The 24,527-nt window shown below is 71.4% G+C and carries 21 protein-coding genes; 16 read left to right on the plus strand and 5 right to left on the minus strand.

Going from position 1 to position 24,527, the window contains the following annotated elements:
* The first annotated feature begins 186 nt into the window (after positions 1-186).
* The 9 genes from OG858_RS33400 (at position 187) to OG858_RS33440 (ending at position 9,628) form a co-directional block, all read left to right on the plus strand.
* Positions 187-870 carry a response regulator gene (locus tag OG858_RS33400; protein WP_037701013.1) on the plus strand — a complete coding sequence of 228 codons (684 nt, stop codon included), beginning with the start codon at positions 187-189 and terminating at the stop codon, positions 868-870.
* A 184-nt stretch (positions 871-1,054) separates the two neighbouring features.
* A complete protein-coding gene (locus tag OG858_RS33405; RefSeq protein WP_256960890.1) occupies positions 1,055-3,790 on the plus strand; it encodes an FtsK/SpoIIIE family DNA translocase in 2,736 nt (911 codons plus the stop codon).
* 325 nt (positions 3,791-4,115) lie between these two features.
* Positions 4,116-4,979: a helix-turn-helix domain-containing protein gene (locus OG858_RS33410; RefSeq protein WP_086752038.1), complete on the plus strand. Its 864-nt coding sequence runs from the start codon at positions 4,116-4,118 to the stop codon at positions 4,977-4,979.
* A 124-nt stretch (positions 4,980-5,103) separates the two neighbouring features.
* Positions 5,104-6,585: a 30S ribosomal protein S12 methylthiotransferase RimO gene (rimO, locus tag OG858_RS33415; RefSeq protein WP_086752036.1), complete on the plus strand. Its 1,482-nt coding sequence runs from the start codon at positions 5,104-5,106 to the stop codon at positions 6,583-6,585.
* A complete protein-coding gene (pgsA, locus tag OG858_RS33420) occupies positions 6,582-7,313 on the plus strand; it encodes a CDP-diacylglycerol--glycerol-3-phosphate 3-phosphatidyltransferase (RefSeq protein ID WP_086752033.1) in 732 nt (243 codons plus the stop codon). The genes rimO and pgsA overlap by 4 nt, the downstream gene beginning before the upstream one ends.
* Complete coding sequence (locus tag OG858_RS33425; RefSeq protein WP_086752031.1) at positions 7,310-7,855, plus strand: CinA family protein; 546 nt, start codon at positions 7,310-7,312, stop codon at positions 7,853-7,855. The genes pgsA and OG858_RS33425 overlap by 4 nt, the downstream gene beginning before the upstream one ends.
* 109 nt (positions 7,856-7,964) lie before the next feature.
* A complete protein-coding gene (locus tag OG858_RS33430; RefSeq protein ID WP_086752029.1) occupies positions 7,965-8,342 on the plus strand; it encodes a helix-turn-helix domain-containing protein in 378 nt (125 codons plus the stop codon).
* A 253-nt stretch (positions 8,343-8,595) separates the two neighbouring features.
* Positions 8,596-9,066 carry a Dps family protein gene (locus tag OG858_RS33435; RefSeq protein ID WP_319064303.1) on the plus strand — a complete coding sequence of 157 codons (471 nt, stop codon included), beginning with the start codon at positions 8,596-8,598 and terminating at the stop codon, positions 9,064-9,066.
* Between the two features lie 268 nt (positions 9,067-9,334).
* Positions 9,335-9,628: a hypothetical protein gene (locus OG858_RS33440; RefSeq protein ID WP_079104296.1), complete on the plus strand. Its 294-nt coding sequence runs from the start codon at positions 9,335-9,337 to the stop codon at positions 9,626-9,628.
* Here OG858_RS33440 and OG858_RS33445 read toward each other — a convergent pair.
* From OG858_RS33445 to OG858_RS33455, 3 genes are all read right to left on the minus strand, one after another.
* Positions 9,576-10,340 carry an SDR family NAD(P)-dependent oxidoreductase gene (locus tag OG858_RS33445; protein WP_319264405.1) on the minus strand — a complete coding sequence of 255 codons (765 nt, stop codon included), beginning with the start codon at positions 10,338-10,340 and terminating at the stop codon, positions 9,576-9,578. The two genes, OG858_RS33440 and OG858_RS33445, sit on opposite strands and share 53 nt — an antisense overlap.
* Positions 10,341-10,372: 32 nt before the next feature.
* A complete protein-coding gene (locus OG858_RS33450; RefSeq protein WP_086754620.1) occupies positions 10,373-11,227 on the minus strand; it encodes a DNA-formamidopyrimidine glycosylase family protein in 855 nt (284 codons plus the stop codon).
* Between the two features lie 171 nt (positions 11,228-11,398).
* Positions 11,399-16,312, minus strand: coding sequence for an ATP-dependent helicase (locus tag OG858_RS33455; protein WP_328544180.1), 4,914 nt, complete (start codon positions 16,310-16,312; stop codon positions 11,399-11,401).
* A 137-nt stretch (positions 16,313-16,449) separates the two neighbouring features.
* Here OG858_RS33455 and OG858_RS33460 point away from each other — a divergent pair, with 137 nt between their 5' ends.
* Genes OG858_RS33460 through OG858_RS33470 form a run of 3 tightly spaced genes read left to right on the plus strand, consistent with a single transcriptional unit; the run spans position 16,450 to position 18,456 of the window.
* Positions 16,450-17,406 carry an AraC family transcriptional regulator gene (locus OG858_RS33460; protein ID WP_319264411.1) on the plus strand — a complete coding sequence of 319 codons (957 nt, stop codon included), beginning with the start codon at positions 16,450-16,452 and terminating at the stop codon, positions 17,404-17,406.
* A complete protein-coding gene (locus OG858_RS33465) occupies positions 17,399-18,151 on the plus strand; it encodes an AzlC family ABC transporter permease (RefSeq protein ID WP_319264519.1) in 753 nt (250 codons plus the stop codon). The genes OG858_RS33460 and OG858_RS33465 overlap by 8 nt, the downstream gene beginning before the upstream one ends.
* Positions 18,148-18,456: an AzlD domain-containing protein gene (locus tag OG858_RS33470; protein WP_086748081.1), complete on the plus strand. Its 309-nt coding sequence runs from the start codon at positions 18,148-18,150 to the stop codon at positions 18,454-18,456. Before OG858_RS33465 ends, OG858_RS33470 begins: the two co-directional genes overlap by 4 nt.
* A 126-nt stretch (positions 18,457-18,582) precedes the next feature.
* Here the strand turns inward: OG858_RS33470 and OG858_RS33475 are convergent, their stop codons facing one another.
* Positions 18,583-19,527: a hypothetical protein gene (locus OG858_RS33475; RefSeq protein ID WP_086748080.1), complete on the minus strand. Its 945-nt coding sequence runs from the start codon at positions 19,525-19,527 to the stop codon at positions 18,583-18,585.
* Between the two features lie 79 nt (positions 19,528-19,606).
* Here OG858_RS33475 and OG858_RS33480 point away from each other — a divergent pair, with 79 nt between their 5' ends.
* The 4 genes from OG858_RS33480 to recX all read left to right on the plus strand — a co-directional run bounded on the left by OG858_RS33480 (position 19,607) and on the right by recX (position 23,726).
* Complete coding sequence (locus OG858_RS33480) at positions 19,607-19,801, plus strand: DUF3046 domain-containing protein (protein WP_086748079.1); 195 nt, start codon at positions 19,607-19,609, stop codon at positions 19,799-19,801.
* Between the two features lie 94 nt (positions 19,802-19,895).
* On the plus strand, positions 19,896-21,338 hold the full coding sequence (locus tag OG858_RS33485; protein WP_179200935.1) for an AI-2E family transporter: 1,443 nt from the start codon (positions 19,896-19,898) through the stop codon (positions 21,336-21,338).
* Between the two features lie 294 nt (positions 21,339-21,632).
* Entirely contained in the window at positions 21,633-22,760 is a 1,128-nt protein-coding gene (gene recA / locus OG858_RS33490) for a recombinase RecA (protein WP_319064308.1), read from the plus strand.
* A gap of 3 nt (positions 22,761-22,763) precedes the next feature.
* On the plus strand, positions 22,764-23,726 hold the full coding sequence (gene recX / locus OG858_RS33495) for a recombination regulator RecX (protein ID WP_327724984.1): 963 nt from the start codon (positions 22,764-22,766) through the stop codon (positions 23,724-23,726).
* Positions 23,727-23,909: 183 nt separating this feature from the next.
* Here recX and OG858_RS33500 read toward each other — a convergent pair whose 3' ends face one another.
* Positions 23,910-24,449 (minus strand): cupin domain-containing protein, encoded by a 540-nt coding sequence (locus OG858_RS33500; RefSeq protein WP_086747950.1) that lies wholly within the window; start codon positions 24,447-24,449, stop codon positions 23,910-23,912.
* Between the last annotated feature and the right edge of the window lie 78 nt (positions 24,450-24,527).

The following is a 24,527-nucleotide window of genomic DNA, read 5'->3' on the forward strand; positions in this document are numbered from 1 at the left end:
TTGCGTTTCTGCTACGAGCACAGTGACATCACGGTGACAGGGTGTGGCGACGGGCGGGGTGCGGCTACGATGACCGGCACAAGGACGGGTGGCGCGAGGGAGTCGTCCCCTGGGGTGACGCCGAGTGGTGTCACGTCGAGTCCTGCGGACAGGGGAGGCCCCAAGCCGGGGCGAGGAGGGCGGGCCATGGTGCAGAAGGCCAAGATCCTCCTGGTCGATGACCGGCCGGAGAATCTGTTGGCGCTGGAGGCCATCCTCTCCGCGCTCGATCAGACACTGGTGCGGGCATCGTCCGGGGAGGAAGCGCTCAAGGCGCTGCTGACGGACGACTTCGCGGTCATTCTGCTGGACGTCCAGATGCCGGGAATGGACGGTTTCGAAACGGCCGCGCACATCAAGCGGCGCGAACGGACCCGGGACATCCCGATCATTTTCCTCACCGCCATCAACCACGGACCGCACCACACGTTCCGTGGGTACGCGGCGGGTGCGGTCGACTACATCTCGAAGCCGTTCGACCCCTGGGTGCTGCGCGCCAAGGTCTCGGTGTTCGTCGAGCTGTACATGAAGAACTGCCAGCTCAGGGAGCAGGCGGCGCTGCTGCGGCTCCAGTTGGAGGGTGGCGGGAAGGGTGCGGCGGGCGGTTCCAAGGAGCCCTCCGGCGGCATCCTCGCCGAGCTCTCCGCCCGGCTCGCCGCCGTCGAGGAGCAGGCCGAGGCGCTGTCCAAGCAACTTGACGACGACTCGGCGGACGCCGCTGCCGTGGCCACCGCGGCCCATCTCGAACGCAAATTGACGGGCCTGCGCAGGGCGCTGGACGCGTTGGAGCCGGGCACGGGCGGTCCCTCGGCGCTGCCGTCGCAGAACTGAGCACGTTCCGGAGCGCGGGTCGGTGTCACACAAGTGCCCCCGACCCGCGCTTGGTTGTCAGCCGGCTGCAAGGGCTGAGGGACTGTCAGGCCGGGTCAGCCTCGGGGCTTCGAGTACGCGACACGAACGGGTGAAGCAGTAGGCACACGTGTCGGCTGTGGCCTCCACCGGTAACCTCACACCCATGGCCTCACGTCAGTCCGCAGCGAAGAAGCCGCCCGCGAAGAAGGCGGCCGCTCCGACGAAGGCTCCGGCGAAGAAGGCCCCCGCGAAGAAAGCCGCCGCCAGGAAGGCACCCGCCAAGAAGGCGACGGCGAAGAAGACGGCCCCTCCGAAGCCGGCGCCCAATCCCACCGGAGGCGTGTACAGACTCGTACGCGCCATCTGGCTCGGTGCCGCGCACGCCGTCGGCGCCGTCTTCCGTGGCATAGGGCAGGGCGCGAAGGGTCTCGACCCGGCGCACCGCAAGGACGGTGTCGCGCTGCTGCTGCTCGCCCTCGCCCTGATCGTCGCCGCCGGCACCTGGTCCAACCTGCGCGGCCCGGTCGGCGATCTTGTCGAGATGCTCGTGACCGGCGCCTTCGGCCGGCTCGACCTGCTCGTGCCGATACTGCTCGCGGTCATCGCCGTACGGTTCATCCGGCACCCCGAGAAGCCGGATGCCAACGGTCGCATCGTCATCGGCCTGTCAGCACTCGTCATCGGCATCCTCGGCCAGGTCCACCTCGCGTGCGGCTCGCCCGCCCGCAGCGCCGGCATGCAGGCGATAAGAGACGCAGGAGGGCTCATCGGCTGGGGCACCGCCACCCCGCTGACGTACACCATGGGCGAGGCCCTCGCCGTGGCGATGCTCGTGCTGCTCACGGTCTTCGGGCTGCTCGTCGTCACCGCCACTCCGGTCAACGCGATCCCGCAGCGGCTGCGGCTGCTCGGGCAGAAGCTGGGCATCGTCGCGGACGACGACGAGTACGACGAGTACGCGCAGGACGACGACCGCTACGACGAGCAGTGGCGCGATGCGCTGCCCGCGCGCTCCCGCAGGCGCGGCTCCGCCCCCGAGGCGTACGACCCCGACGGCGCCGAGCAGGAGGCACTCACCAGGCGCCGCCCGAGGCGCTCCGCCGTACGGCAGCCCGACCCGAACCGGCAGATGGACGCCGTGGACGTCGCCGCGGCCGCCGCTGCCGCGCTGGATGGGGCCGTGCTGCACGGGATGCCGCCCTCCCCGGTGGTCGCCGACCTCACCCAGGGGGTGAGCGTGGGCGACCGGGAGGAGACCACCCCCGTCCCGGCCGCGCGCAGCAAGACGCCCAGGCAGGAGCCTCCGGCCGCAAGGCCGCCCAAGGGCGCCAGGCAGGACGCCCTGGTGCCGGACCTGACCAAGCAGGCTCCGGACGAGCCCCGCGAGCTGCCGCCGCGCGCCGAACAGCTGCAGCTCTCCGGCGACATCACCTACTCCCTGCCCTCGCTCGACCTCCTGGAGCGGGGCGGCCCCGGCAAGACGCGCAGCGCGGCCAACGACGCCATAGTGGCCTCCCTCTCGAACGTGTTCTCCGAGTTCAAGGTCGACGCCTCCGTCACCGGCTTCACCCGCGGGCCGACGGTCACCCGCTACGAGGTCGAGCTGGGCCCGGCGGTCAAGGTCGAGCGGATCACCGCGCTGACCAAGAACATCGCCTATGCCGTCGCCAGCCCGGACGTACGGATCATCAGCCCCATCCCCGGCAAGTCGGCCGTCGGTATCGAGATCCCCAACACCGACCGCGAGATGGTCAACCTCGGTGACGTCCTGCGCCTCGCGGACGCGGCCGAGGACGACCACCCGATGCTGGTCGCGCTCGGCAAGGACGTCGAGGGCGGCTATGTGATGGCCAACCTGGCGAAGATGCCGCATGTGCTCGTCGCGGGTGCGACCGGCTCGGGCAAATCGTCGTGCATCAACTGCCTGATCACCTCGGTCATGGTCCGTGCGACCCCCGAGGACGTCCGTATGGTCCTCGTCGACCCCAAGCGCGTCGAGCTGACCGCCTACGAGGGCATCCCGCACCTGATCACGCCGATCATCACCAACCCCAAGCGGGCCGCCGAGGCGCTCCAGTGGGTCGTGCGCGAGATGGACCTGCGCTACGACGACCTGGCCGCGTTCGGCTACCGGCACATCGACGACTTCAACGAGGCGATCAGGAACGGCAAGGTCAAGCTGCCCGAGGGCAGTGAGCGCGAGCTCCAGCCGTACCCGTACCTGCTGGTGATCGTGGACGAGCTCGCCGACCTCATGATGGTCGCGCCGCGGGACGTCGAGGACGCGATCGTGCGCATCACACAGCTCGCGCGCGCGGCCGGCATCCACCTGGTGCTCGCCACGCAGCGGCCGTCCGTGGACGTCGTCACCGGTCTGATCAAGGCGAACGTCCCCTCGCGGCTCGCCTTCGCCACCTCCTCCCTCGCCGACTCACGCGTCATCCTCGACCAGCCCGGCGCCGAGAAGCTGATCGGCAAGGGCGACGGACTGTTCCTGCCGATGGGGGCGAACAAGCCGACCCGCATGCAGGGCGCGTTCGTGACCGAGGACGAGGTCGCGGCGATCGTCCAGCACTGCAAGGACCAGATGGCTCCCGTCTTCCGGGACGACGTCACCGTGGGCACCAAGCAGAAGAAGGAGATCGACGAGGAGATCGGCGACGACCTCGACCTGCTGTGCCAGGCGGCCGAACTGGTCGTCTCCACCCAGTTCGGTTCGACCTCCATGCTCCAGCGCAAGCTGCGCGTCGGCTTCGCCAAGGCAGGGCGGCTCATGGACCTCATGGAGTCCCGGGGCATCGTGGGGCCGAGCGAGGGCTCCAAGGCACGTGACGTTCTTGTGAAACCCGACGAGCTGGACGGCGTGCTGGCCGTGATCCGGGGGGAGACTGGGGAGTAAGGGCCGCAGCGGGATCGCGGAGGGGCGTGACAGGAGCGCACGACAGGGGAAAACCGGTTGTCCGGCGGGCGGAACGCGGATGCAATTACGGCATCCGGGTATTCGAACGTGACTCATCCGTAAGGAAATGGTGAGCAACCGTTTCCCTTCGTCGTACGTCAAGTTGGACGAGGGGACAGCCTCGTGCCCCACACCCTCACCACCAGCAGGATGTCCGGCCATTCTGATGGCGTACAAAGTCCCACCGCCCGGTTGCCCCACCCTTTCGTACCCCCCCTAGACTGAACCTCCAGCACAGGTGGCTACACGCTCGAAAGGCGCCCCCGTGTCCATCGGCAACTCCCCTGACGGCAACTTCCCCGAAGACGAGCGTCCGTTCGAAGACGACCGTGACGAACGCATGGCGGAACGCCCCTCGATCGGCCGTGCTCTCCAGCAGGCTCGCATCGCGGCCGGGCTGACCGTCGACGACGTCAGCAACGCCACCCGGGTCCGCATCGCCATCGTGCACGCGATCGAGCAGGACGACTTCACCCCCTGCGGTGGCGATGTCTACGCCCGCGGTCACCTCCGCACCCTCGCGCGCGCCGTGCGCACCGACCCCGTCCCCCTGCTCGAGCAGTACGACGAGGCCCACGGCGGGCGGCCCGCGCCGACCCCGGCGGCCCCGATGTTCGAGGCGGAACGGATCCGTCCCGAGCGGCGCGGCCCCAACTGGACCGCCGCCATGGTCGCCGCGATCGTCGCGGTGATCGGCTTCGTCGGCTTCACCGCCTTCGACCGCGGGGACGACGGCGACGCCACGCAGGTCGCCGAGGGCTCCACGCCGACCACCAGCAAGCCCGCCTCGCCCACGCCCAAGGCCGACAAGCCCGACGCCGATCCGAAGCCCGACCCCACGGACAGCGCCATCGCGGCCGCGCCCCGCGACAAGGTGACCGTACGGGTCAGCGCCTCCGACGGCCGCAGCTGGATCTCCGCCAAGGACCACAACGGCCGGTTCCTGTGGGACGGACTCCTCAAGCAGGGCGAGTCCAAGACCTTCCAGGACGGCTCCAAGATCGACCTCGTCCTCGGTGACGCCGGGGCCGTCCAGCTCTACGTCAACGGCAAGAAGATCGAGGACGACTTCCAGCCCGGCCAGGTCGAACGCCTGACGTACACGAAGGGCGACCCCGAGGTCGGCTGAGCCTTCGGAACGTCCGGGCCACGGATGTACGGACGATTCGAAGGAAAGCGCGTGAACGGGGTTGGCCAAGATCGGCCAACCCCGTCGACGTGGGCTGTCAGTCGGACGAAGTAGTCTTGAGCCCATGCCTGAACGCCGTACCGTCGCACTCGTCACTCTTGGCTGCGCCCGTAACGAGGTGGACTCGGAGGAGCTCGCAGGCCGCTTGGAGGCGGACGGCTGGGAGCTCGTCGAGGACGCCGAGGAAGCGGACGTCGCGGTCGTCAACACCTGCGGCTTCGTCGAAGCCGCCAAGAAGGACTCCGTCGATGCGCTCCTGGAGGCCAACGACCTCAAGGGCCACGGCAGAACCCAGGCCGTCGTCGCGGTCGGCTGCATGGCCGAGCGGTACGGCAAGGAGCTCGCCGAGGCGCTGCCCGAGGCCGACGGCGTGCTCGGCTTCGACGACTACGCGGACATCTCCGACCGCCTGCAGACCATTCTGAACGGCGGCATCCACGCCTCGCACACCCCGCGCGACCGGCGCAAGCTGCTGCCGATCAGCCCGGCCGAGCGCCAGGATTCGGCTGCCGAGGTCGCGCTCCCGGGGCATGCCCCCGTCGACCTTCCGGACGGCCTCGCTCCGGCCTCCGGGCCGCGTTCGCCACTGCGCCGCCGCCTGGACGGCTCGCCCGTCGCCTCCGTGAAGCTGGCCTCGGGCTGCGACCGCCGCTGCTCCTTCTGCGCCATCCCGTCCTTCCGCGGCTCCTTCATCTCCCGCCGCCCCTCGGACGTGCTGAACGAGACACGCTGGCTGGCCGAGCAGGGCGTCAAGGAGGTCATGCTGGTCTCCGAGAACAACACCTCGTACGGCAAGGACCTGGGCGACATCCGGCTCCTGGAGTCCCTGCTGCCCGAGCTCGCCGAGGTCGACGGCATCGAGCGGGTGCGTGTGAGCTACCTCCAGCCCGCCGAGATGCGGCCCGGCCTCATCGACGTGCTCACCTCCACGCCCAAGGTCGTGCCCTACTTCGACCTCTCCTTCCAGCACTCCGCCCCGGCCGTGCTGCGCTCGATGCGCCGCTTCGGCGACACCGACCGCTTCCTGGAGCTGCTCGACACCATCCGCGGCAAGGCACCCGAGGCCGGCGTGCGGTCCAACTTCATCGTGGGCTTCCCCGGCGAGACCGAGGACGACCTCGCGGAGCTGGAGCGGTTCCTGAACGGCGCGAGACTGGACGCGATCGGCGTCTTCGGGTACTCCGACGAGGAGGGCACCGAAGCGGCGACGTACGAGAACAAGCTGGCCGAGGACGTGGTGGCCGAGCGGCTCGCGCGGGTTTCGAGGCTGGCCGAGGAGCTGGTCTCGCAGCGTGCCGAGGAACGCGTCGGGCAGACCGTGCACGTGCTGGTCGAGTCGGTCGACGGCGAAGAGGGTGCCTACGGCCGCGGCGCTCACCAGGCGCCCGAGACGGACGGCCAGGTGCTGTTCACGAGCGGCGAGGGGCTGAGCGTCGGCCTTGTGGTCGAGGCCAAGGTGGTCGGCACGGAAGGCGTCGACCTGGTGGCCGAGGTGCTGCCGGGTTCGCTCGGCTCCCTCGTGTGTACTGAGGAGGCGGCCAGATGACGGGAGCCCCGGCATCCGCGGCGGGCGGCCCTCCCGGCGCCAAGGGCGCGACGAGCGCCTCCGGCGTTCCCGGCGCCCCGAGCGCTGCCGGGGATACGCGGCCCGTGCGTGGCGGGAAGCTGGGAGCTGCCGCCGTCAACCAGGCCAGCCTCTGGAACATCGCGAACATCCTGACCATGGTCCGCCTGGTCCTCGTACCGGGCTTCGTCGCGCTGATGCTCATGGACGGCGGGTACGACCCGGTCTGGCGGGCCTGGGCCTGGGCCGCCTTCGCCGTCGCCATGATCACCGACATCTTCGACGGCCACCTGGCCCGCACGTACGACCTCGTCACCGACTTCGGGAAGATCGCCGATCCCATCGCCGACAAGGCGATCATGGGTGCCGCGCTGATCTGCCTGTCCTCCCTCGGCGATCTGCCGTGGTGGGTGACGGGGGTGATCCTCGGCCGGGAACTCGGGATCACGCTTCTGCGCTTCGTCGTCATCCGGTACGGGGTCATCCCGGCGAGCCGCGGCGGCAAGCTGAAGACCCTGACCCAGGGCATCGCCGTCGGGATGTACGTCCTGGCGCTGGAGGGCCCCCTGGCCACCCTGAGGTGGTGGGTGATGGCCGCGGCGGTCATTCTGACCGTAGTCACCGGACTTGACTATGTGAGACAGGCCATTGTGCTGCGCCGGAGCGGGACCGCCGAGCGCGAAGCCGCAGCGGAGGGAGCGGAGCGTTGACTTCCACGGCCGCCGAAGTGCTGCGACTACTGACAGTGAAGGGTGAGACGCTCGCTGTCGCGGAGTCGTTGACCGGCGGTCTGGTCGCGGCCGAACTCACTGCGGTCCCCGGGGCCTCCCAGGCGTTCCGGGGCTCGGTCACCGCGTACGCCACGGAGCTCAAGCACCAGTTGCTCGATGTCGACGCCACTCTCCTGGACCAGCATGGAGCGGTGGATCCGCAGGTCGCGGTGCAGATGGCGGAGGGCGTCCGCAAGGCGCTCGGCGCCGACTGGGGAATTTCGACCACCGGTGTCGCGGGCCCGGACCCCCAGGACGGCCGGCCCGTCGGCACGGTCCATGTGGCCGTCGCCGGGCCGGGCGCAGCGGATTCGGGCGTATCAGGTGGCGGGAAAGTGTCGTCGTTGCGGTTGAACGGCGGCCGGACGGAAATCCGTATGGAGAGTGTACGGAGCGTACTCGCACTGCTTCTTGAGGAGCTTGCGGGCGAACAGACCGGGAACGAGCGGGCACAGGATACGGAACAGAACGGGGGGACCTGATGTTTACAGCCCTGAGTGAACACAACAGCGCTCCCCGCACGGCCGCAGCGCAAGGCGGTACGGTGGGGCGTGAAGGATGCGGCTACGCGGTCCGAGGAGGGAGCCACCGATGATTCTGCTCCGTCGCCTGCTTGGTGACGTGCTGCGTCGGCAGCGCCAGCGCCAGGGCCGTACTCTGCGCGAAGTCTCCTCGTCCGCCCGAGTCTCACTCGGCTATCTCTCCGAGGTGGAGCGGGGGCAGAAGGAGGCATCCTCCGAGCTGCTCTCCGCCATTTGCGACGCGCTGGACGTACGGATGTCCGAGCTCATGCGGGAAGTGAGTGACGAGCTCGCCCTTGCCGAGCTGGCCCAGTCCGCAGCTGTCACCGAGCCGGTGCCAGCACCAGTACGTCGACCGATGCTCAACTCCGTGTCGGTGGCCGGCGTGCCGCCGGAGCGGGTCACGATCAAGGCGCCTGCCGAAGCGGTGGACGTCGTCGCGGCCTGACCCGCCGCGACTGTCCGCGTGAGGTGCGGCGCGCGCCGGTGAAGAGGTAGAAGCGAAGAGTGAGCCCCGGCCGGGGCCTCCAGGGAGACCTGGGGCGCCGACCGGGGCTTTTGCGTTGCGCCGGTCGGGGAGATCAGGGCCCCGGGGCTCCCGTTTGCCGGGGTGGTGGTGTGCGGTCATGGTGGAGGTGCGGGAACGGGGTCGTACGGGCGCACACGGTCGTACGGTCGTCTGAAGAAACCGGAGCTTGCCGATGTACGTCGTGAAGAGCCCGCTGTCCGAGGCCGATCTCAAGACCGTCTCCGAGGCGCTGCAGGGCGCCCTGGTCGATCTCGTCGACCTCTCCCTCGTGGCCAAGCAGATCCACTGGAACGTGGTCGGGCCGCGCTTCCGCTCGGTCCATCTCCAGCTCGACGAGGTCGTGGACACCGCCCGGCTGCACTCCGACACGGTCGCCGAACGCGCCTCCACCCTCGGTGTCCCGCCGGACGGGCGGGCCGGAACGGTGGCCGGGAGCAGCGGTATCGGCACAATCCCGGACGGCTGGGTCAAGGACGCGGACGCGGTGAGGGCCCTGGTGGACGCGCTCGGTGCGGTGATCACCCGGATGCGGACGCGGGTGGAGAGCACCGCGGAGGCGGATCCGGTGAGCCAGGACATTTTCATCGGGATCACGGCGGATCTTGAGAAGCACCACTGGATGTTCCAGGCGGAGAACGGGTAGCGCGCGGAGAGTGGGCGGCGCGTGGCGAACGCGTGCGTGTGCCGGCCTTTCGTGACCGCGTGACCGGTGGGTCGTGCGCCTCCTCGGGGGTGGGCGCGCCGGGGGCGTGAGGTCGGCGGTGAGCGGCTGTGGGGCGCATCACGCGCCCTGTGGACGCGGTCCCTGTGAGGGGGTCGTGCGTCCCTGTGCCGGTGGTGCGCCCTCTCCGGCCGTGACGAGGGCCGTCTAGCGTCGTTCTGGGGGCCCGGAGGCCTTGGAGGTGGCGGCCATGCGGATAGTTCGCTGGGGGGCGGCTCTGGGGCTCGGTGCGTTGTGGTGGTGGGGTGTGCTGCGGCTCGCGCTGGTGCCGGATGCCGGCGCGGTGGAGGGGGCGGTCGCGGCCGGGGGGTGGGGGCTGAGCCTCCTGCCTGTGCACTGCGTGCCGAAGGGGCGGGCGCTGGGACGGTCGGGGGACGCGTCAGGGGGCGCGGGGGGTGGCCCGGTTCTGGAGGGCGCGGTGGGGGCCGCGGTCACCAGGGCATGGCCACCCCGCCGTTCGGGCGGAGGATCTGGCCCGTCGTGAACGCCGAGGCCTCGGAGGCGAGGTGCAGCACGGCGTGCGCGATGTCGTCGGGCTCGCCGACTCGGCTGAGCGGTGACAGCCGGGCCATGAAGGACTCCGTCCGCGCCTGTGCCTCGCCGTCGTGGCGGTCGGTCATGGGTGTACGGATCCAGCCCGGGGCCACCGCGTTGACGCGGATGCCGTGCGGGCCTACCTCGGTCGCCAGGGTCTTGGTCAGCTGGACCACCGCCGCCTTGGTCACGCCGTAGCAGAGCAGCCCCGGACCCCCGGTGTCGACGGCGCCGGAGGCCATGGTGACGATGCTGCCCCGCGTCTCGTCGGCGATCATCCGGCGGGCCGCCGCCTGGCAGGCGTGGAGCACACCCTTGAAGTTGACGCTCCACACCCGTTCGAGATCCTCGTCCCGGGTCTCCAGCACCGGGCTGCTGTGCATGATCCCGGCGATCGCCGCCATCACATGGAGCCGTTCGCACGAGGCCACGGCCTGCGTCAGCTGGGCGCGGTCGGTGACGTCGAGGTGGTGGGTGCGGGCGGTGCCGTTCCTGGCCTTGATGAGGGTCGCCGTCTCGTGCAGGCCCTGCGCGTCGCGGTCCGCGCAGTGCACCGTCGCGCCCGCCTCGGCGAGCAGTACGGCCGACGCGCGGCCGATACCGCTGCCGGCGCCGGTGACGAACGCGGTGCGGCCGGTGAGGTCGTACGCCGGGATGGGCATGAGGTGACGGTACGAGCGTTTCTGACGGTCCGTCAATTGGGTGTACGGCGTTGAACGCGGGGGTTCGGGCGGGGTGTTCTGGCAGAGCCCGGTGCCGGCGCCGGGCCCGACTGGCAGGTGGGGCACCAGTAGGTGGGGCGTTCGCGGGAGCCGTCGCCCTGGTCGGCCGCGCGGACGGGGGTGTGGCAGCGAAGGCAGGGACGGGGCGCCCGGCCGTACACGAACAGGTCGTGGTGGCGGCGGCCTGTCGTGTTGCGGATCGGGCGGTCGCGGTTGGCTTCGAGGAGTTTCTCGGCGAGCGCGGGCAGCCGGGCGGCGAGGTCCTCGGGGAGGGCGCCGACGGGGACCCAGGGGGTGACCCGGAGCAGGAAGCAGAGCTCGCTCTTGTAGACATTGCCGATACCGGCGAGATTGCGCTGGTCCAGGAGGGCCTCGCCGAGGGCACGGGTGGGGTCGCTCAGGAGGTTGGTGAGGGCCCGGTCGGGGTCCCAGTCCGCGCCGAGCAGGTCGGGGCCGAGGTGGCCGACGGCGTGGTGTTCGTCGGTGGTGCGGATCAACTCCAGTACGGGGAGGCGATAGCCGACGGCCGTGCGGTCGGTGTTGCCCAGGATCGCGCGGATCTGGTGTGCCGGGCCGCCGCGCCAGCGCTCGCCGTTGGCGTACACCTTCCAGGAGCCGTCCATCCGCAGGTGCGAGTGGAGGGTCAGGCCGCCCTCGATGCGGGTGAGGAGGTGCTTGCCGCGGGGCGTCACCTCCAGGACGGTACGGCCGGTGAGGTCGGCCGTGGCGTACTTCGGTACGCGTAGGTCGGAGCGGGACAGCACCTTGCCGGCGAGGGCGGTGTGGAGTCGTCCCGCCGCTTGCCAGACGGTGTCACCTTCGGGCATGGGTCAAGGGTGGCATGGGTTCGGTACCCGGCGCCCACATGGCTCGGGGCAGCGGTTGGGGGGCGGGTGCGGGGCCGTGAGTGGCCGGTCGCGCCCATGAGACGGAGCCGCATATCGACACAGCCCTGCGGCCCTGATGGGGCCCGGGCCTCGTGACGAGTGGCTCAGTGATCATGCTCGGATGCGCAGGCCGCGCGGGGTCGCGATGAAGCCCGCTGCTTCCAGGAGGGGGCCGTGGGGGGAGGTGAGGGCGGAGGTGCCGTTCACGCGTTCCACCGTGACCGTGCCCAGTGAGCCCGCGCGTGCTGCCGCGGCCAGGGCTTCGGCTGCCGGGCGGAGGCGTGGGTCGTCCATGGGTCTGGCATCCGGGTCGGCGGGCCAGGCCAGGAGGGTCTTGCCGCCGCGCTCCATGTAGACGGTCAGTTCGCCGTCGACCAGGACGACCAGGGAGCCCGCCTTGCGGCCCGGTTTGTGACCGGCCTCGGTGGGCGGCTCGGGCCAGGGGAGGGCGGCGCCGTAGGCGTTCGCGGGGTCCGCGGCGGCCAGGACGGCGGCTCGGGGGGAAGGAGTGGGGCGGCTGCGGTGCGGGTCGCGGGTGGCTCGGCCGTACGGGTCGGCGTGGGCGGAGGAGGAGCCCTGGTCGTACGCCTTGTGCGTGCCGTGGCTGCCGACCGGGGTGGAAGCGGAGCCGGGCTCGGCCGGAGTGCGGACGTCGATGGCGGCAAAGGGATCGTCGGAGGCATCGCCCGGGCCAGGGGCGTCGGGGAAGCCGTCCCAGGAAGCCGGTGTGGAGTCGTGGCCTCCGGCGAGGCCGTTCGGGGCCGCCTCCGGAAGCGGCTCGTTTCGTTCGCGGGCGTTGGACACCGCACGGAGGCGGTCCACGGCCCCGTCCATCGCGAACTGGGCGGCGCCCAGGCCCTCGACGACGTAGCCGCGGCGCGCCTGCCCGCTCTCCTCGAAGACGGACAGGACGCGGTAGACGGCGGAGAAGCCGCCCTCGACGCCCTCCGCGGCCACGGCGCCCCGGGTCACGACACCGTGGCGGTCGAGCAGGGTGCGGGCCAGGGCGTGGGCGCGGACGGTGGGGTCGGGCTCGGGGGCGGGCAGGAGGGACCAGCGGCCGGCGACCGTGGGTGGGCCCGTACGGGACTGGGGGCGTGCGGCCGCGGTCAGGGAGCCGTACCGGCCGCGCGGGACCGTGCGCTTGGCCCGGTGGGCGGTGGAGCCCGCGGTGCGGCCCGAACCCAGGAGGGAACGCATGGGGGTGAGCGTGTCGTTGGTGAGGCGACCGGACCAGGCCAGGTCCCATACGGCGTCGGCCAGTTGGGGATCTGAGACGTCGGGGTGGGTGGTCGCGCGGACCTGATCCGTGATCTGGCGGAAGAAGAGGCCGTAACCGCCGGAGAGGGTGCTCAGAACCGACTCGTGGAGCGCGGTCAGCTCCAGGGGGTGCGGGGGTGGGAGGAGAAGCGGGGCGGCGTCCGCCAGGTACAGCGAGACCCAGCCGTCCTTGCCGGGGAGGGCTCCGGCGCCCGCCCAGACGACCTCGCCGGTCGCGGTGAGTTCGTCGAGCATCGCGGGGTTGTAGTGGGCGACCCGGGAGGGCAGGAGCAGCTTCTCCAGGGCGGAGGCGGGCACGGAGGCGCCCTGCACCTGCTCGATCGCGCGCACCAGTCCGTCGATGCCGCGCAGCCCGTGACCGCCGCCCACGTGCTGCCACTGCGGCAGGAACTGGGCGAGCGCGGCGGGTGGCACCGGCTCCAACTCGTGTCGCAGAGCTGCCAGCGAGCGGCGGCGCAGGCGGCGCAGCACGGCCGCGTCGCACCACTCCTGGCCGATGCCCGCCGGGTGGAACTCACCCTGGACGACGCGGCCGTTCGCCGCCAGCCGGTGGAGTGCCCCGTCCGTGACGGCTGCACCGAGGCCGAAGCGCGCGGCGGCCGTGGCCGAGGTGAACGGGCCGTGCGTGCGCGCGTACCGGGCCAGGAGGTCGCCGAGGGGGTCCTTGACCGGCTCCGTGAAGGCTTCCGGGACACCGACCGGCAGGGCTGTGCCGAGCGCGTCGCGCAGTCGGCCCGCGTCCTCGATCGCCGCCCAGTGGTCGGTGCCGGCGATCCGCACCCGGATGGCGCGGCGGGCCCCGGCCAACTCCCGCGCCCACTGCGGCTCGGCACCGCGCTCTGCCAACTCGGCGTCCCGGAGAGGGCCGAGGAGCCGGAGGAGGTCCGCGACACCTTCGGCGTCCTTGACGCGGCGGTCCTCGGTGAGCCACTGGACTTCCCGCTCCAACTCCGTCAGCACCTCGGCGTCGAGCAGCTCGCGCAGCTCCGCCTGGCCCAGCAGCTCGGCGAGCAGCCTTGAGTCCAGCGAAAGGGCGGCGGCGCGGCGCTCGGCGAGCGGCGAGTCGCCCTCGTACAGGAACTGGGCGACGTATCCGAAGAGGAGGGAGCGGGCGAAAGGGGAGGGCTCCGGCGTGGTGACCTCGACGAGGCGGACCTTGCGGGATTCGATGTCGCCCATCAGTTCGGTGAGACCCGGGACGTCGAAGACGTCCTGGAGACATTCGCGGACCGCTTCCAGGACGATCGGGAACGAGCCGAACTCGCTCGCCACCTGCAGTAGCTGGGCCGCGCGCTGGCGTTGCTGCCACAGGGGCGTGCGCTTGCCCGGACTGCGGCGGGGCAGCAGGAGCGCGCGGGCGGCACACTCGCGGAAGCGGGACGCGAACAGCGCCGAGCCGCCCACCTGGTCGGTGACGATCTGGTCGACCTCGCCCTTGTCGAAGGCGACGTCCGCCGCGCCGAGAGGGGCCTGCTCGGCGTCGTATTCCGTGCCCGCCTTCGTGGGCTCCATGTCGAGCAGGTCCAGGCCCATCAGGTCGGCGTCGGGCAGGCGCAGCACGATGCCGTCGTCGGCGTGCATGACCTGGGCGTCCATGCCGTACCGCTCGGAAAGCTTCGCGCCGAGGGCGAGGGCCCAGGGGGCGTGGACCTGGGCGCCGAAGGGGGAGTGGACGACGACTCGCCAGTCGCCCAGCTCGTCGCGGAAGCGTTCGACGACGATCGTGCGGTCGTCGGGGACGTGGCCGCAGGCCTCGCGCTGTTCGGACAGGTACGACAGGACATTGTCGGCGGCCCAGGTGTCGAGTCCGGCGGCCAGCAGGCGCAGCCGGGCGTCCTCCTGGGACAGGGAGCCGACCTCGCGCAGGAACGCGCCGACCGCGCGGCCCAGTTCGAGCGGGCGGCCGAGCTGGTCGCCCTTCCAGAAGGGCAGGCGGCCCGGGACGCCCGGAGCGGGGGAGACCAGCACCCGGTCGCGCGTGATGTCCTCGATGCGCCAGGAGCTGGTGCCGAGGGTGAACACGTCCCCGACCCGGGACTCGTACACCATCTCCTCGTCGAGCTCGCCGACCCGGCCGCCGCCCTTCTTCGGGTCGGAGCCCGCGAGGAAGACACCGAAGAGGCCGCGATCGGGGATCGTGCCCCCGGAGGTGACGGCGAGACGCTGCGCGCCCGGTCGACCCGTGATCGTGCCCGCGACCCGGTCCCACACCACGCGCGGGCGCAGCTCCGCGAAGGCGTCGGACGGATAGCGGCCCGCGAGCATGTCGAGGACGGCCGTGAACGCGGACTCGGGGAGCGAGGCGAAGGGGGCGGCGCGGCGGACGGTGGCGATGAGGTCGTCGAACTGCCAGGTGTCCATCGAGGTCATGGCGACGATCTGCTGCGCCAGCACGTCCAAGGGGTTGTTGGGGATCCTCATGGACTCGATGGAGCCGCTGCGCATCCGCTCGGTGACCACGGCCGACTGGACCAGGTCACCGCGGTACTTGGGGAAGACCACGCCCGTGGAGACCGCGCCCACCTGATGCCCTGCGCGGCCCACACGCTGCAGGCCGGAGGCGACCGAGGGAGGTGACTCCACCTGGACGACGAGGTCCACCGCGCCCATGTCGATGCCCAGTTCGAGGCTGGAGGTGGCGACCACGGCCGGCAGCCGGCCCGCCTTCAGATCCTCCTCGACCAGGGCGCGCTGCTCCTTGGAGACCGACCCGTGGTGGGCCCGGGCGAGGACCGGGGGCGCACCCTGGGCGGCGCCCGAGCCGCCCATCAGCTCCGCCGGGGCATGGTGCTCGTCCAGGGGCACACCGGTGGCCCGCTCGTACGCGATCTCGTTGAGCCGGTTGCACAGCCGCTCCGCGAGACGCCGGGAGTTGGCGAACACGATCGTGGAGCGGTGGGCCTGGACGAGGTCGGCGATGCGCTCCTCGACGTGCGGCCAGATCGACGGCCGCTCCGCGCCCTCGCTGCCCTCGGCGACCGGGGAGCCGCCCAACTCACCCAGATCCTCCACCGGCACGACCACCGACAGGTCGAACTCCTTGCCGGACGGCGGCTGGACGATTTCCACCCGGCGTTGCGGGGAGAGATAGCGCGCGACCTCGTCGACGGGACGGACCGTGGCGGACAGGCCGATACGGCGTGCGGGCCGGGGCAGCAGCTCGTCGAGCCGCTCCAGGGAGAGCGCGAGGTGGGCGCCGCGCTTGGTGCCCGCGACCGCGTGCACCTCGTCCAGGATCACCGTCTCCACGCCCGTGAGCGCGTCGCGCGTGGCCGACGTCAGCATCAGGAACAGCGACTCGGGGGTGGTGATCAGGATGTCCGGCGGGCGCGTGGCCAGGGCGCGGCGCTCGGCGGGCGGGGTGTCCCCGGAGCGGATGCCCACCTTCACCTCGGGCTCGGGCAGCCCCAGGCGCACCGACTCCTGGCGGATACCGGTCAGCGGACTGCGCAGGTTCCGCTCCACGTCCACCGCGAGCGCCTTCAGCGGTGACACGTACAGCACGCGGCAGCGCTTTCGGGGGTCGGCCGGGGGTGGGCTCGACGTCAGCTGGTCCAGCGCGGCGAGGAACGCGGCCAGCGTCTTGCCGGAGCCGGTCGGGGCCACCACCAGCACGTCAGAGCCCTCGCCGATCGCCCGCCACGCCCCGGCCTGGGCCGCGGTGGGCGCGGAGAAGGCCCCCGTGAACCAGCCGCGGGTCGCGGGGGAGAAGCCGTCGAGGGCTCGATCTGCGGAGCTGACCATGCCCCCATCCTGCACCCGGCCACTGACAACGGCCCGGACCTGCGGAAACGGCTCGGGCGGGGCGGGTCCACCGGTTGCCGCGGTGCCGACGGGTCCGGATTCCGGCGCCCGGACGGCCCACCACGCAGAATGGGGCCATGGCGGGTTCGGCGGAGCGGGCGAGGCACTGGCGGTACACGGAGCTGCCCGGCGTCGATCTGCTGCGGGCGAGCTACGTCGAGAAGAAGTTCGTGCGGCACACCCACGAGAACTTCGTGATCGCGGCCATCGCCGACGGCGTCGATGTGTTCCACCACGGGGGCGCCGACCAGTACGCGGGCCCGGGAGCCCTGGCTCTGGTCAACCCCGACACCCCGCACACCGGCCGCGCCGGTGGGCCCGAGGGCTGGCGGTACGACGCGGTCTACCCGTCACCGGAGGTGGTGGCCGAGATCGCCGCCGAGACCACCACGATCCGCGGCACCCCGGGCTTCGTGACCCCCGTGCTCGAGGATCCGTACGCGGCGGGCCTCGTCCATCAGGTGCTGCGGGCCGTCGACGAGGGCAACGCGCTGGCCGCGGACACCCTGTTGCGGGTCGCCGTGACCCGGCTGCTGCGCCTGAACGGCGGGCCGCTGCCCCAGCGTGCCGTCCGCACGGCCGGCGCGCCTGTCGCGGCACGCGCGCGTGCCGTGCTCGAGCAGCGGATGGCCGACCCGCCGACCCTGGAGCGGCTCGCCGCCGACCTCGGCACCAGTCCCTTCGCGCTCCTGCGGGCCTTCCGTGCGGCCTACGGCATGCCGCCGCACACCTGGCTGACCGACGCCCGCGTCCGCAAGGCCCGCCGCCTGCTCGACACGGGCACGGCTCCCGCCGCGGCCGCCGTCGCCGTCGGCTTCACGGACCAGCCTCATCTCAACCGCCACTTCAGCCGGATCGTGGGCGTGCCTCCGGGCGCGTACCAGCGGGAACGTGTGGGCGGTCTCGACAACGGGTGCGAGCGCACGGACGGCATGCGCGAGGTCGAGGCACGCGGGCGCAGGACATACGCGGGCGCAAGAACGTACAAGACCCCTGAGGCTCACTGCTCGTACCGTCCGAGGTGTGGTGACTGAACAGACCGGTCTCGTGGAGACGCATGACAGTGGCGGAGCGAAGTCCGACGGAGCCGTCGTCCGGGACGCCCTGGGAGTCGGGGTCGCCGTCGGACTGTCCGGGTTCGCCTTCGGGGTGACCTCGGCCGGCAGTGGGCTCAGCCTGCTGCAGACCTGCGCGCTGAGCCTCCTGGTGTTCACCGGGGCCTCCCAGTTCGCCCTGGTGGGGGCGCTCGCGGCCGGCGGCAACCCGTTCACGGCGGCGGCCGGGGCTTTCTTCCTGGGTGTGCGCAACGCGTTCTACGGGCTGCGCCTCTCCCAGGTGCTGGCCCTCCCGCGCGTGGTGCGGCCGTTCGCCGCCCAGTGGGTCATCGACGAGACCACGGCCGTCACCCTCGCCCAGCCCACGCGTCGCGCCGCCCGCATCGGCTTCACCGTCACCGGGCTCAGCCTCTACGTGCTGTGGAACCTCACCACGCTGCTCGGTGCGCTCGGCGCCGAGGCCATCGGCGACACCGACGCGTGGGGGCTCGACGCGGCCGGCCCCGCCGTCTTCCTGGCACTTCTCGCGCCGATGCTGAAAACCACCGGGGAGCGGGCCGTCGCGGGCATCGCCGTCGTCCTGGGGCTCGGGCTGCTGCCCGTGCTGCCCGCCGGGGTCCCGGTCCTCGTCGCCGGGGTGGCCGCCCCGGTCGTTCTCTGGGCGGAAGGGCGCCGCAGGGCCGACGGCCGGCAAGGCGACGGCCGGCAAGGAGAGGACCGATGAACGTCTGGATCGCGATCGTCGGCACCGCACTCGGCTGCTATGCCGTCAAGCTCATCGGTCTGCTGGTCCCCGAGGGAGTCCTGGAACGCCCTCTCGTCCAGCGCCTCGCCGCCCTGCTGCCCGTGGCCCTCCTCGCCGCCCTCACGGCCCAGCAGACCTTCGCGGACGGGTACGACCTGGTGCTGGACGCGAGGGCCGCGGGGCTCGCCGCAGCCGCCGTGGCACTGCTCCTGCGTGCCCCCTTCCTGATCGTCGTGGCCTCCGCGGTGATCGTGACGGCGGGGGTGCGGGCGGTTGCGGGCTGACACGGCTGTTGTGGGTCCACACGCGCGTGGACGCACGTCGCGGCTCGCGTTTGTGCGGCACGCGCGTGGACCCGGTCGTCGACCGCACTCGTGTGGCGGTCGACCGCCCGTACCGGGCGGCCGGTCTCAGCCGATCGCCCGCCCGTACGCCCGCAACGTCCGCAGCGCCTCGATCGTCACGATCGGGCGGCTCTCCATGGCGGTGCTCGGGGCCCACTGACGCCAGCGGATCGGCCAGCCGCCGTCCTCCGTCTGTTCGCCCGCCAGGAAGTCGAGGGAACGGGACATCTCCTCGTCGGTGAACCAGGCACGCGCCAGGGATTCGGGGGTGTGCGCGAAGTCGTGCGGGTAGTGGTGCTCGCCCGGCGCGTAACCGGCGGACACCGGGTAGTCGTTCGGCCGCTCCGGATCCAGCGTGGCGAGCCGGTGTTCGCGCACCATGCGGCCGAGGCGGTCGGCGGCGGCCCGGGCGCGCGGGCGGTCGGGCACGGACTCCAGGAACGCCACGGCGGCATGGACCTCGTAGGGGTGCGACTTCTCCAGGGACTCCACCGCCTGCCAGCAGAAGTCGGTGGCCCGGAACAGCCAGGCGTGCCACACCTGGTTGCGATGCAGCAGCCCCACCACCGGCCCGGTGGCCAGCAGATCACTGGGCGGGTCGTCGACGATCGGCACGAACGGGGCCACCGGGTAGCCACGCTGGCTGGGGTGCACCGCGGGAAGGGCGCCGTCCGGGGTGGACACCGACGTCAGATAGCGGCACACGCGTTCCACCCGCTGTCCGCCGCAGCGCCCGATCGAGTCCAGGACACGCAGCGCGTGCCCGGTGTGCAGCGGCTGGCTCACGGGCCCGCGCAGATCGGGTTCGAGCGCGTGGCCGTACCCGTCGTCGGCGTTGCGGTAGGCGGACAGCGCGGTCTCCACCGCGTCCGCGCCCCCGTCCAGGAAGTGGTACGCGAAGCGGCGCTGCTCCAGCACGCGCGCGGTCAGCCAGACGAACTGTTCGGCGCGAGCCAGCGGGGTGTGCGCAGGGGACGACGAGGGGAGTGGGGATGCTCCGGTTTCGGCCATGGCTCCGACCGTAGGGCGGAAAGCGGTATCGGCAAGCCGTCCCGGCCAGGCCCACCCCCTGGGGCGGGATACTGGAGTCATGCGGTTGACGGTCTTCTGGCAGCGGATGGCGGAGCACTTCGGTGAGGGGTACGCCGACACCTTCGCGCGCGATCATGTGATGTCCGACCTCGGCGGACGCACGGTGCACGAGGCGCTGGACGCCGGCTGGGAGGCCAAGGAGGTGTGGCGCGTGGTGTGCGCGACCATGGGCGTTCCGGTCGAAAACCGCTGAAAAGCAACGGACTTCACCAGACGGACGCTGCTCGTTGGACCCGAAGGCCCGGGGGCGGCGTCTGAATGTCGGTGGCGTGGGCGAGACTTGGTCCGTGGCCCCCACAGACGAGACCGCCCAGTTCGCGCACCAGGCATCCCCGTTCGGCACGACACCGCCCACCGGCCCACCGGCCGCCCCTGGGCCAGGTGCCGCGCCGAGCGGCCGTATGCCCCGCTGGCTGCCCCGCGCGATGGTGCTGGCGCTCTCCCTCGTCGCGGTCTTCCAGCTGGGCAGCTGGGCGTTCCACCAGCTCATCGGGCTGCTGATCAACATCCTCATCGCGTTCTTCCTGGCGCTCGCGATCGAGCCCGCGGTGAGCTGGATGGCCTCGAAGGGGCTGCGCAGGGGCTTCGCCACGTTCCTGGTCTTCGTGATCACGCTGGTAGGGGCCGCCGGGTTCGTCACTCTGCTCGGTTCGATGCTCGCCGGTCAGATCATCAAGATGGTCGAGGACTTCCCGGCGTACCTCGACTCCGTCATCAGCTGGATCAACACGAGCTTCCACACCGAGCTCAAGCGCGTCGACATCCAGGAGGGCCTGCTCCGCTCGGACTGGCTGCAGAAGTACGTGCAGAACAGCGCCACGGGCGTCCTCGACGTCTCCGCACAGGTGCTGGGGGGCCTCTTCCAGCTGCTGACGATCGCGCTGTTCTCGTTCTACTTCGCCGCCGACGGCCCCCGGCTCCGGCGTGCGCTGTGCTCCGTACTGCCGCCCGCCAAGCAGGCCGAGGTCCTGCGCGCGTGGGAGATCGCGGTCGACAAGACCGGGGGCTACCTGTACTCACGCGGCCTGATGGCGCTGATCTCCGGTGTGGCGCACTATGTCCTGCTGGAGTACCTCGACGTGCCCTACGCGCCCGCGCTCGCGGTCTGGGTCGGCCTGGTCTCGCAGTTCATCCCCACCATCGGCACCTACCTGGCGGGTGCCCTGCCGATGCTGATCGCCTTCACGGTCAACCCCTGGTACGCGCTGTGGGTCCTTGTCTTCGTGGTCATCTACCAGCAGTTCGAGAACTACGTGCTGCAGCCCAAACTGACCGCCAAGACCGTGGACATCCACCCGGCCGTCGCCTTCGGATCGGTCATCGCGGGCACCGCACTCCTCGGCGCCGTCGGCGCGCTCGTCGCCATCCCCGCCATCGCCACCCTGCAGGCCTTCCTCGGGGCGTACGTGAAGCGGTACGACGTCACGGACGACCCCCGGGTCCACGGGCACCGTGGGCGCGGCGCGGGCAACCTCCTCGCCCGCCTGCGGAGGCGGCCGCACCGGACGGCGGAGGAGGACGGGGCCGACCGCGACGTCCTCACACGCGTGCGCAGGCGGCTGGAGGAGAAGCTCGACCAGAAGCGCGGCACGCGAGGGTCGGTGGACGACTCCGCGAACACACGCCGGGACGGCGTCACCGCGCGCCGGGACACGGAGGCCGAGGGAGGTACCGGGCCGGAGGGCGGTGCCGGGCCCGAGGGAGCCGGACTCGAGAGCGGTACCCCGTAGGGCCGGCGTCGTCGTAGCCCGCCACCCTGTGCCGAGCCCTGTTCTGGCTGCCCTCTCCGCGTGAACCCGCTCTTCCGGAAGTGCTCCGGGTGCCGCGTGGTGCGCTTGACACTAAAATCGAACATCCATTCTTATGGAAGCTCCGGCGAGGCTCCAGGTCGGACTTCGGCAGGGTTTTCGTGGAGAAGTGCCCGAGTTATCCACAGGCCGGGCGGGCGTCGGGGCCCATTGTCAGTGGCAGGCGTTAGCGTCTTTCACGTGAAGCGATCGACTCAAGCAAACCGGGTGGAACCCATGGCAGGAACCGACCGCGAGAAGGCGCTGGACGCCGCGCTCGCACAGATTGAACGGCAGTTCGGCAAGGGCGCGGTGATGCGCCTCGGCGAGCGGCCGAACGAGCCCATCGAGGTCATCCCCACCGGGTCGACCGCACTCGACGTCGCCCTCGGCGTCGGCGGCCTGCCGCGTGGCCGAGTGGTGGAGGTGTACGGCCCGGAGTCCTCCGGCAAGACGACCCTGACCCTGCACGCGGTGGCCAACGCGCAGAAGGCCGGCGGCCAGGTGGCCTTCGTGGACGCCGAGCACGCCCTCGACCCCGAGTACGCGAAGAAGCTCGGTGTCGACATCGACAACCTCATCCTGTCGCAGCCGGACAACGGTGAGCAGGCCCTGGAGATCGTGGACATGCTGGTCCGCTCCGGCGCCCTCGACCTCATCGTCATCGACTCCGTCGCCGCGCTCGTCCCGCGCGCGGAGATCGAGGGCGAGATGGGTGACAGCCACGTGGGTCTGCAGGCTCGTCTGATGAGTCAGGCCCTGCGGAAGATCACCAGCGCGCTCAACCAGTCCAAGACCACGGCCATCTTCATCAACCAGCTCCGCGAGAAGATCGGCGTGATGTTCGGCTCCCCGGAGACCACGACCGGTGGCCGCGCGCTGAAGTTCTACGCTTCGGTGCGACTCGACATCCGCCGCATCGAGACGTTGAAGGACGGCACCGACGCCGTCGGCAACCGCACCCGCGTCAAGGTCGTCAAGAACAAGGTCGCGCCGCCCTTCAAGCAGGCCGAGTTCGACATCCTCTACGGGCAGGGCATCAGCCGCGAGGGCGGCCTGATCGACATGGGCGTGGAGAACGGCTTCGTCCGCAAGGCCGGTGCCTGGTACACGTACGAGGGCGACCAGCTCGGCCAGGGCAAGGAGAACGCCCGTAACTTCCTGAAGGACAACCCCGACCTCGCCAACGAGATCGAGAAGAAGATCAAGGAGAAGCTGGGCGTCGGTGTCCGGCCTGAAGCACCCACCGCAGAGCCGGGTGCGGACGCGGCGGTCTCTGCCACGCCCGCGGACGACGCCGCGAAGACGGTGCCGGCGTCGGCTGCCAAGACCGCCAAGACCAAGGCCGCGGCGGCGAAGAGCTAGTCCGTGACGCGCAGAACGGACTGGGGCGAGTACGCATATCCCAGTGCCTCCGAGAGCCGGGGGCGCGGGGGTACCGGCGGGGGCGCCGGGGGGCCCACCGCGGACGGATACGGGTTCGGACCGTACGACGACACACCGTCGTACGGCACGGACGGGCTTCACGACGGTGAGTCCTACGACGATCATCCGAACGACGGCGACGGCGACGGCGATGGTGATGGTGATGGTGATGGTGATCCCGGTCGGTGGGAGGACGGCTCGCGCTCCGGCGCGGGCTCTGCCGCCGGAACCCGTCGGCGTGGCGGCGGTGCCTCGCGCGGTGCGGCCGGTGACGCGCCTGGCAGACGCGGCGGCCGGAGCGGTCGGCGGCGTGGCTTCGGGGAATCGGGCGACGGCCCGGACGGCGGGGGGCCACAGGACGGGGGTTCGTCTTTCTCGTCGAGGGCCGAGAAAGGGGAGTCCTCAGGGGACCCGGCTGAGCGGGCGCGCGCGATCTGCCTGCGCCTGCTCACCGGGACCCCGCGCACCCGCAAGCAACTCGCGGACGCCCTGCACAAACGCGAGATTCCCGAGGGCGTGGCGGACGAGGTGCTGTCGCGGTTCGAGGAGGTCGGGCTGATCAACGACGGTGCGTTCGCGGACGCCTGGGTCGAGTCCCGTCACCACGGCCGGGGCCTGGCCCGTCGAGCCCTCGCCCGGGAGCTGCGCACCAAGGGTGTCGACTCGACACTGATCGACGAGGCCGTCTCCCAGGTCGACGCCGAGCAGGAGGAGACCACCGCGCGCGAGCTCGTCGCCCGCAAGCTGCGCTCCACCCGAGGCCTGGACCGCGACAAACGCCTCCGCCGTCTCGCCGGCATGCTTGCCCGCAAGGGGTACCCCGAGGGCATGGCCCTCCGTGTGGTCAGGCAGGCGCTGGAGGAAGAGGGGGAGGACACGGAGGGACTGGGGGACGAGGGGTACTGAGCCGAGGGGATCGAGCGCGGGGTAGCGAGAGATTGGCGGGGGCCGGGAGCCTTGCGGGCGACGGCGCTCAGGAACCGTGGATCGGGGACGGGGACAGGGCAGGGACAATCCGGCGGCCCCCGAGCGGAGTTCACCGGGAGCCCACTCGTGTGCCAGGCGCTCAGAGCCGCTGGGGCCCTGGGCTCACTGCCAGTCGGCCGGGCGCTCCACGTGCTCCAGGCGCAGCACCCGTCCGGTGCGGCTGTAGCGGCGGATGCGGGGGAGGGGCGGGTAGTAGGCGTGTACGGAGATCGCGTGCTCCTCGGTGGACTCGTTGAGCACCTCGTGGACGTGGTGGCGCCCGAAGGAGCGGCCCTTGCCGGCGGAAAGCTGCCGCTCACGGTCGACGCCTTCGGTGAGTTCGAGGGTCTTCCAGCCGTCGGTGGGCAGCCGGGCGGCGAGTGAGTACTCCCTGAGTTCGCCGGCGGCGGTGACGAAGGCGCCCACCGAGTCGGCGTGGTCGTGCCAGCCGGTCCCGGTGCCGGGCGGCCAGCCGATGAGCCAGGCCTCGCTGCCGCCGGGGCCTTCGAGCCGTACCCAGGTGCGGCCCTCGGGATCGAGTGGGAGCGAGGCGATCAGTTCGTCGTCGGCGGCCGTCCGCCGCGCGAAGTCGAGGAGCTCCGCCTGTGTGGGGGTGGAGACGGCCCGCGCGGAGGCGGGGGGAACAACGGGGGACACGGACACGGGTACCGTCCTGAGGTGCGTTCGCTCGGGAGCGCGCGACGCCATACAGGCGGCGCGCGCGGATGAAGAGGAGAGATG

It is taken from the genome of Streptomyces europaeiscabiei (assembly GCF_036346855.1).
Taxonomy (GTDB): Bacteria; Actinomycetota; Actinomycetes; order Streptomycetales; family Streptomycetaceae; genus Streptomyces; species Streptomyces europaeiscabiei.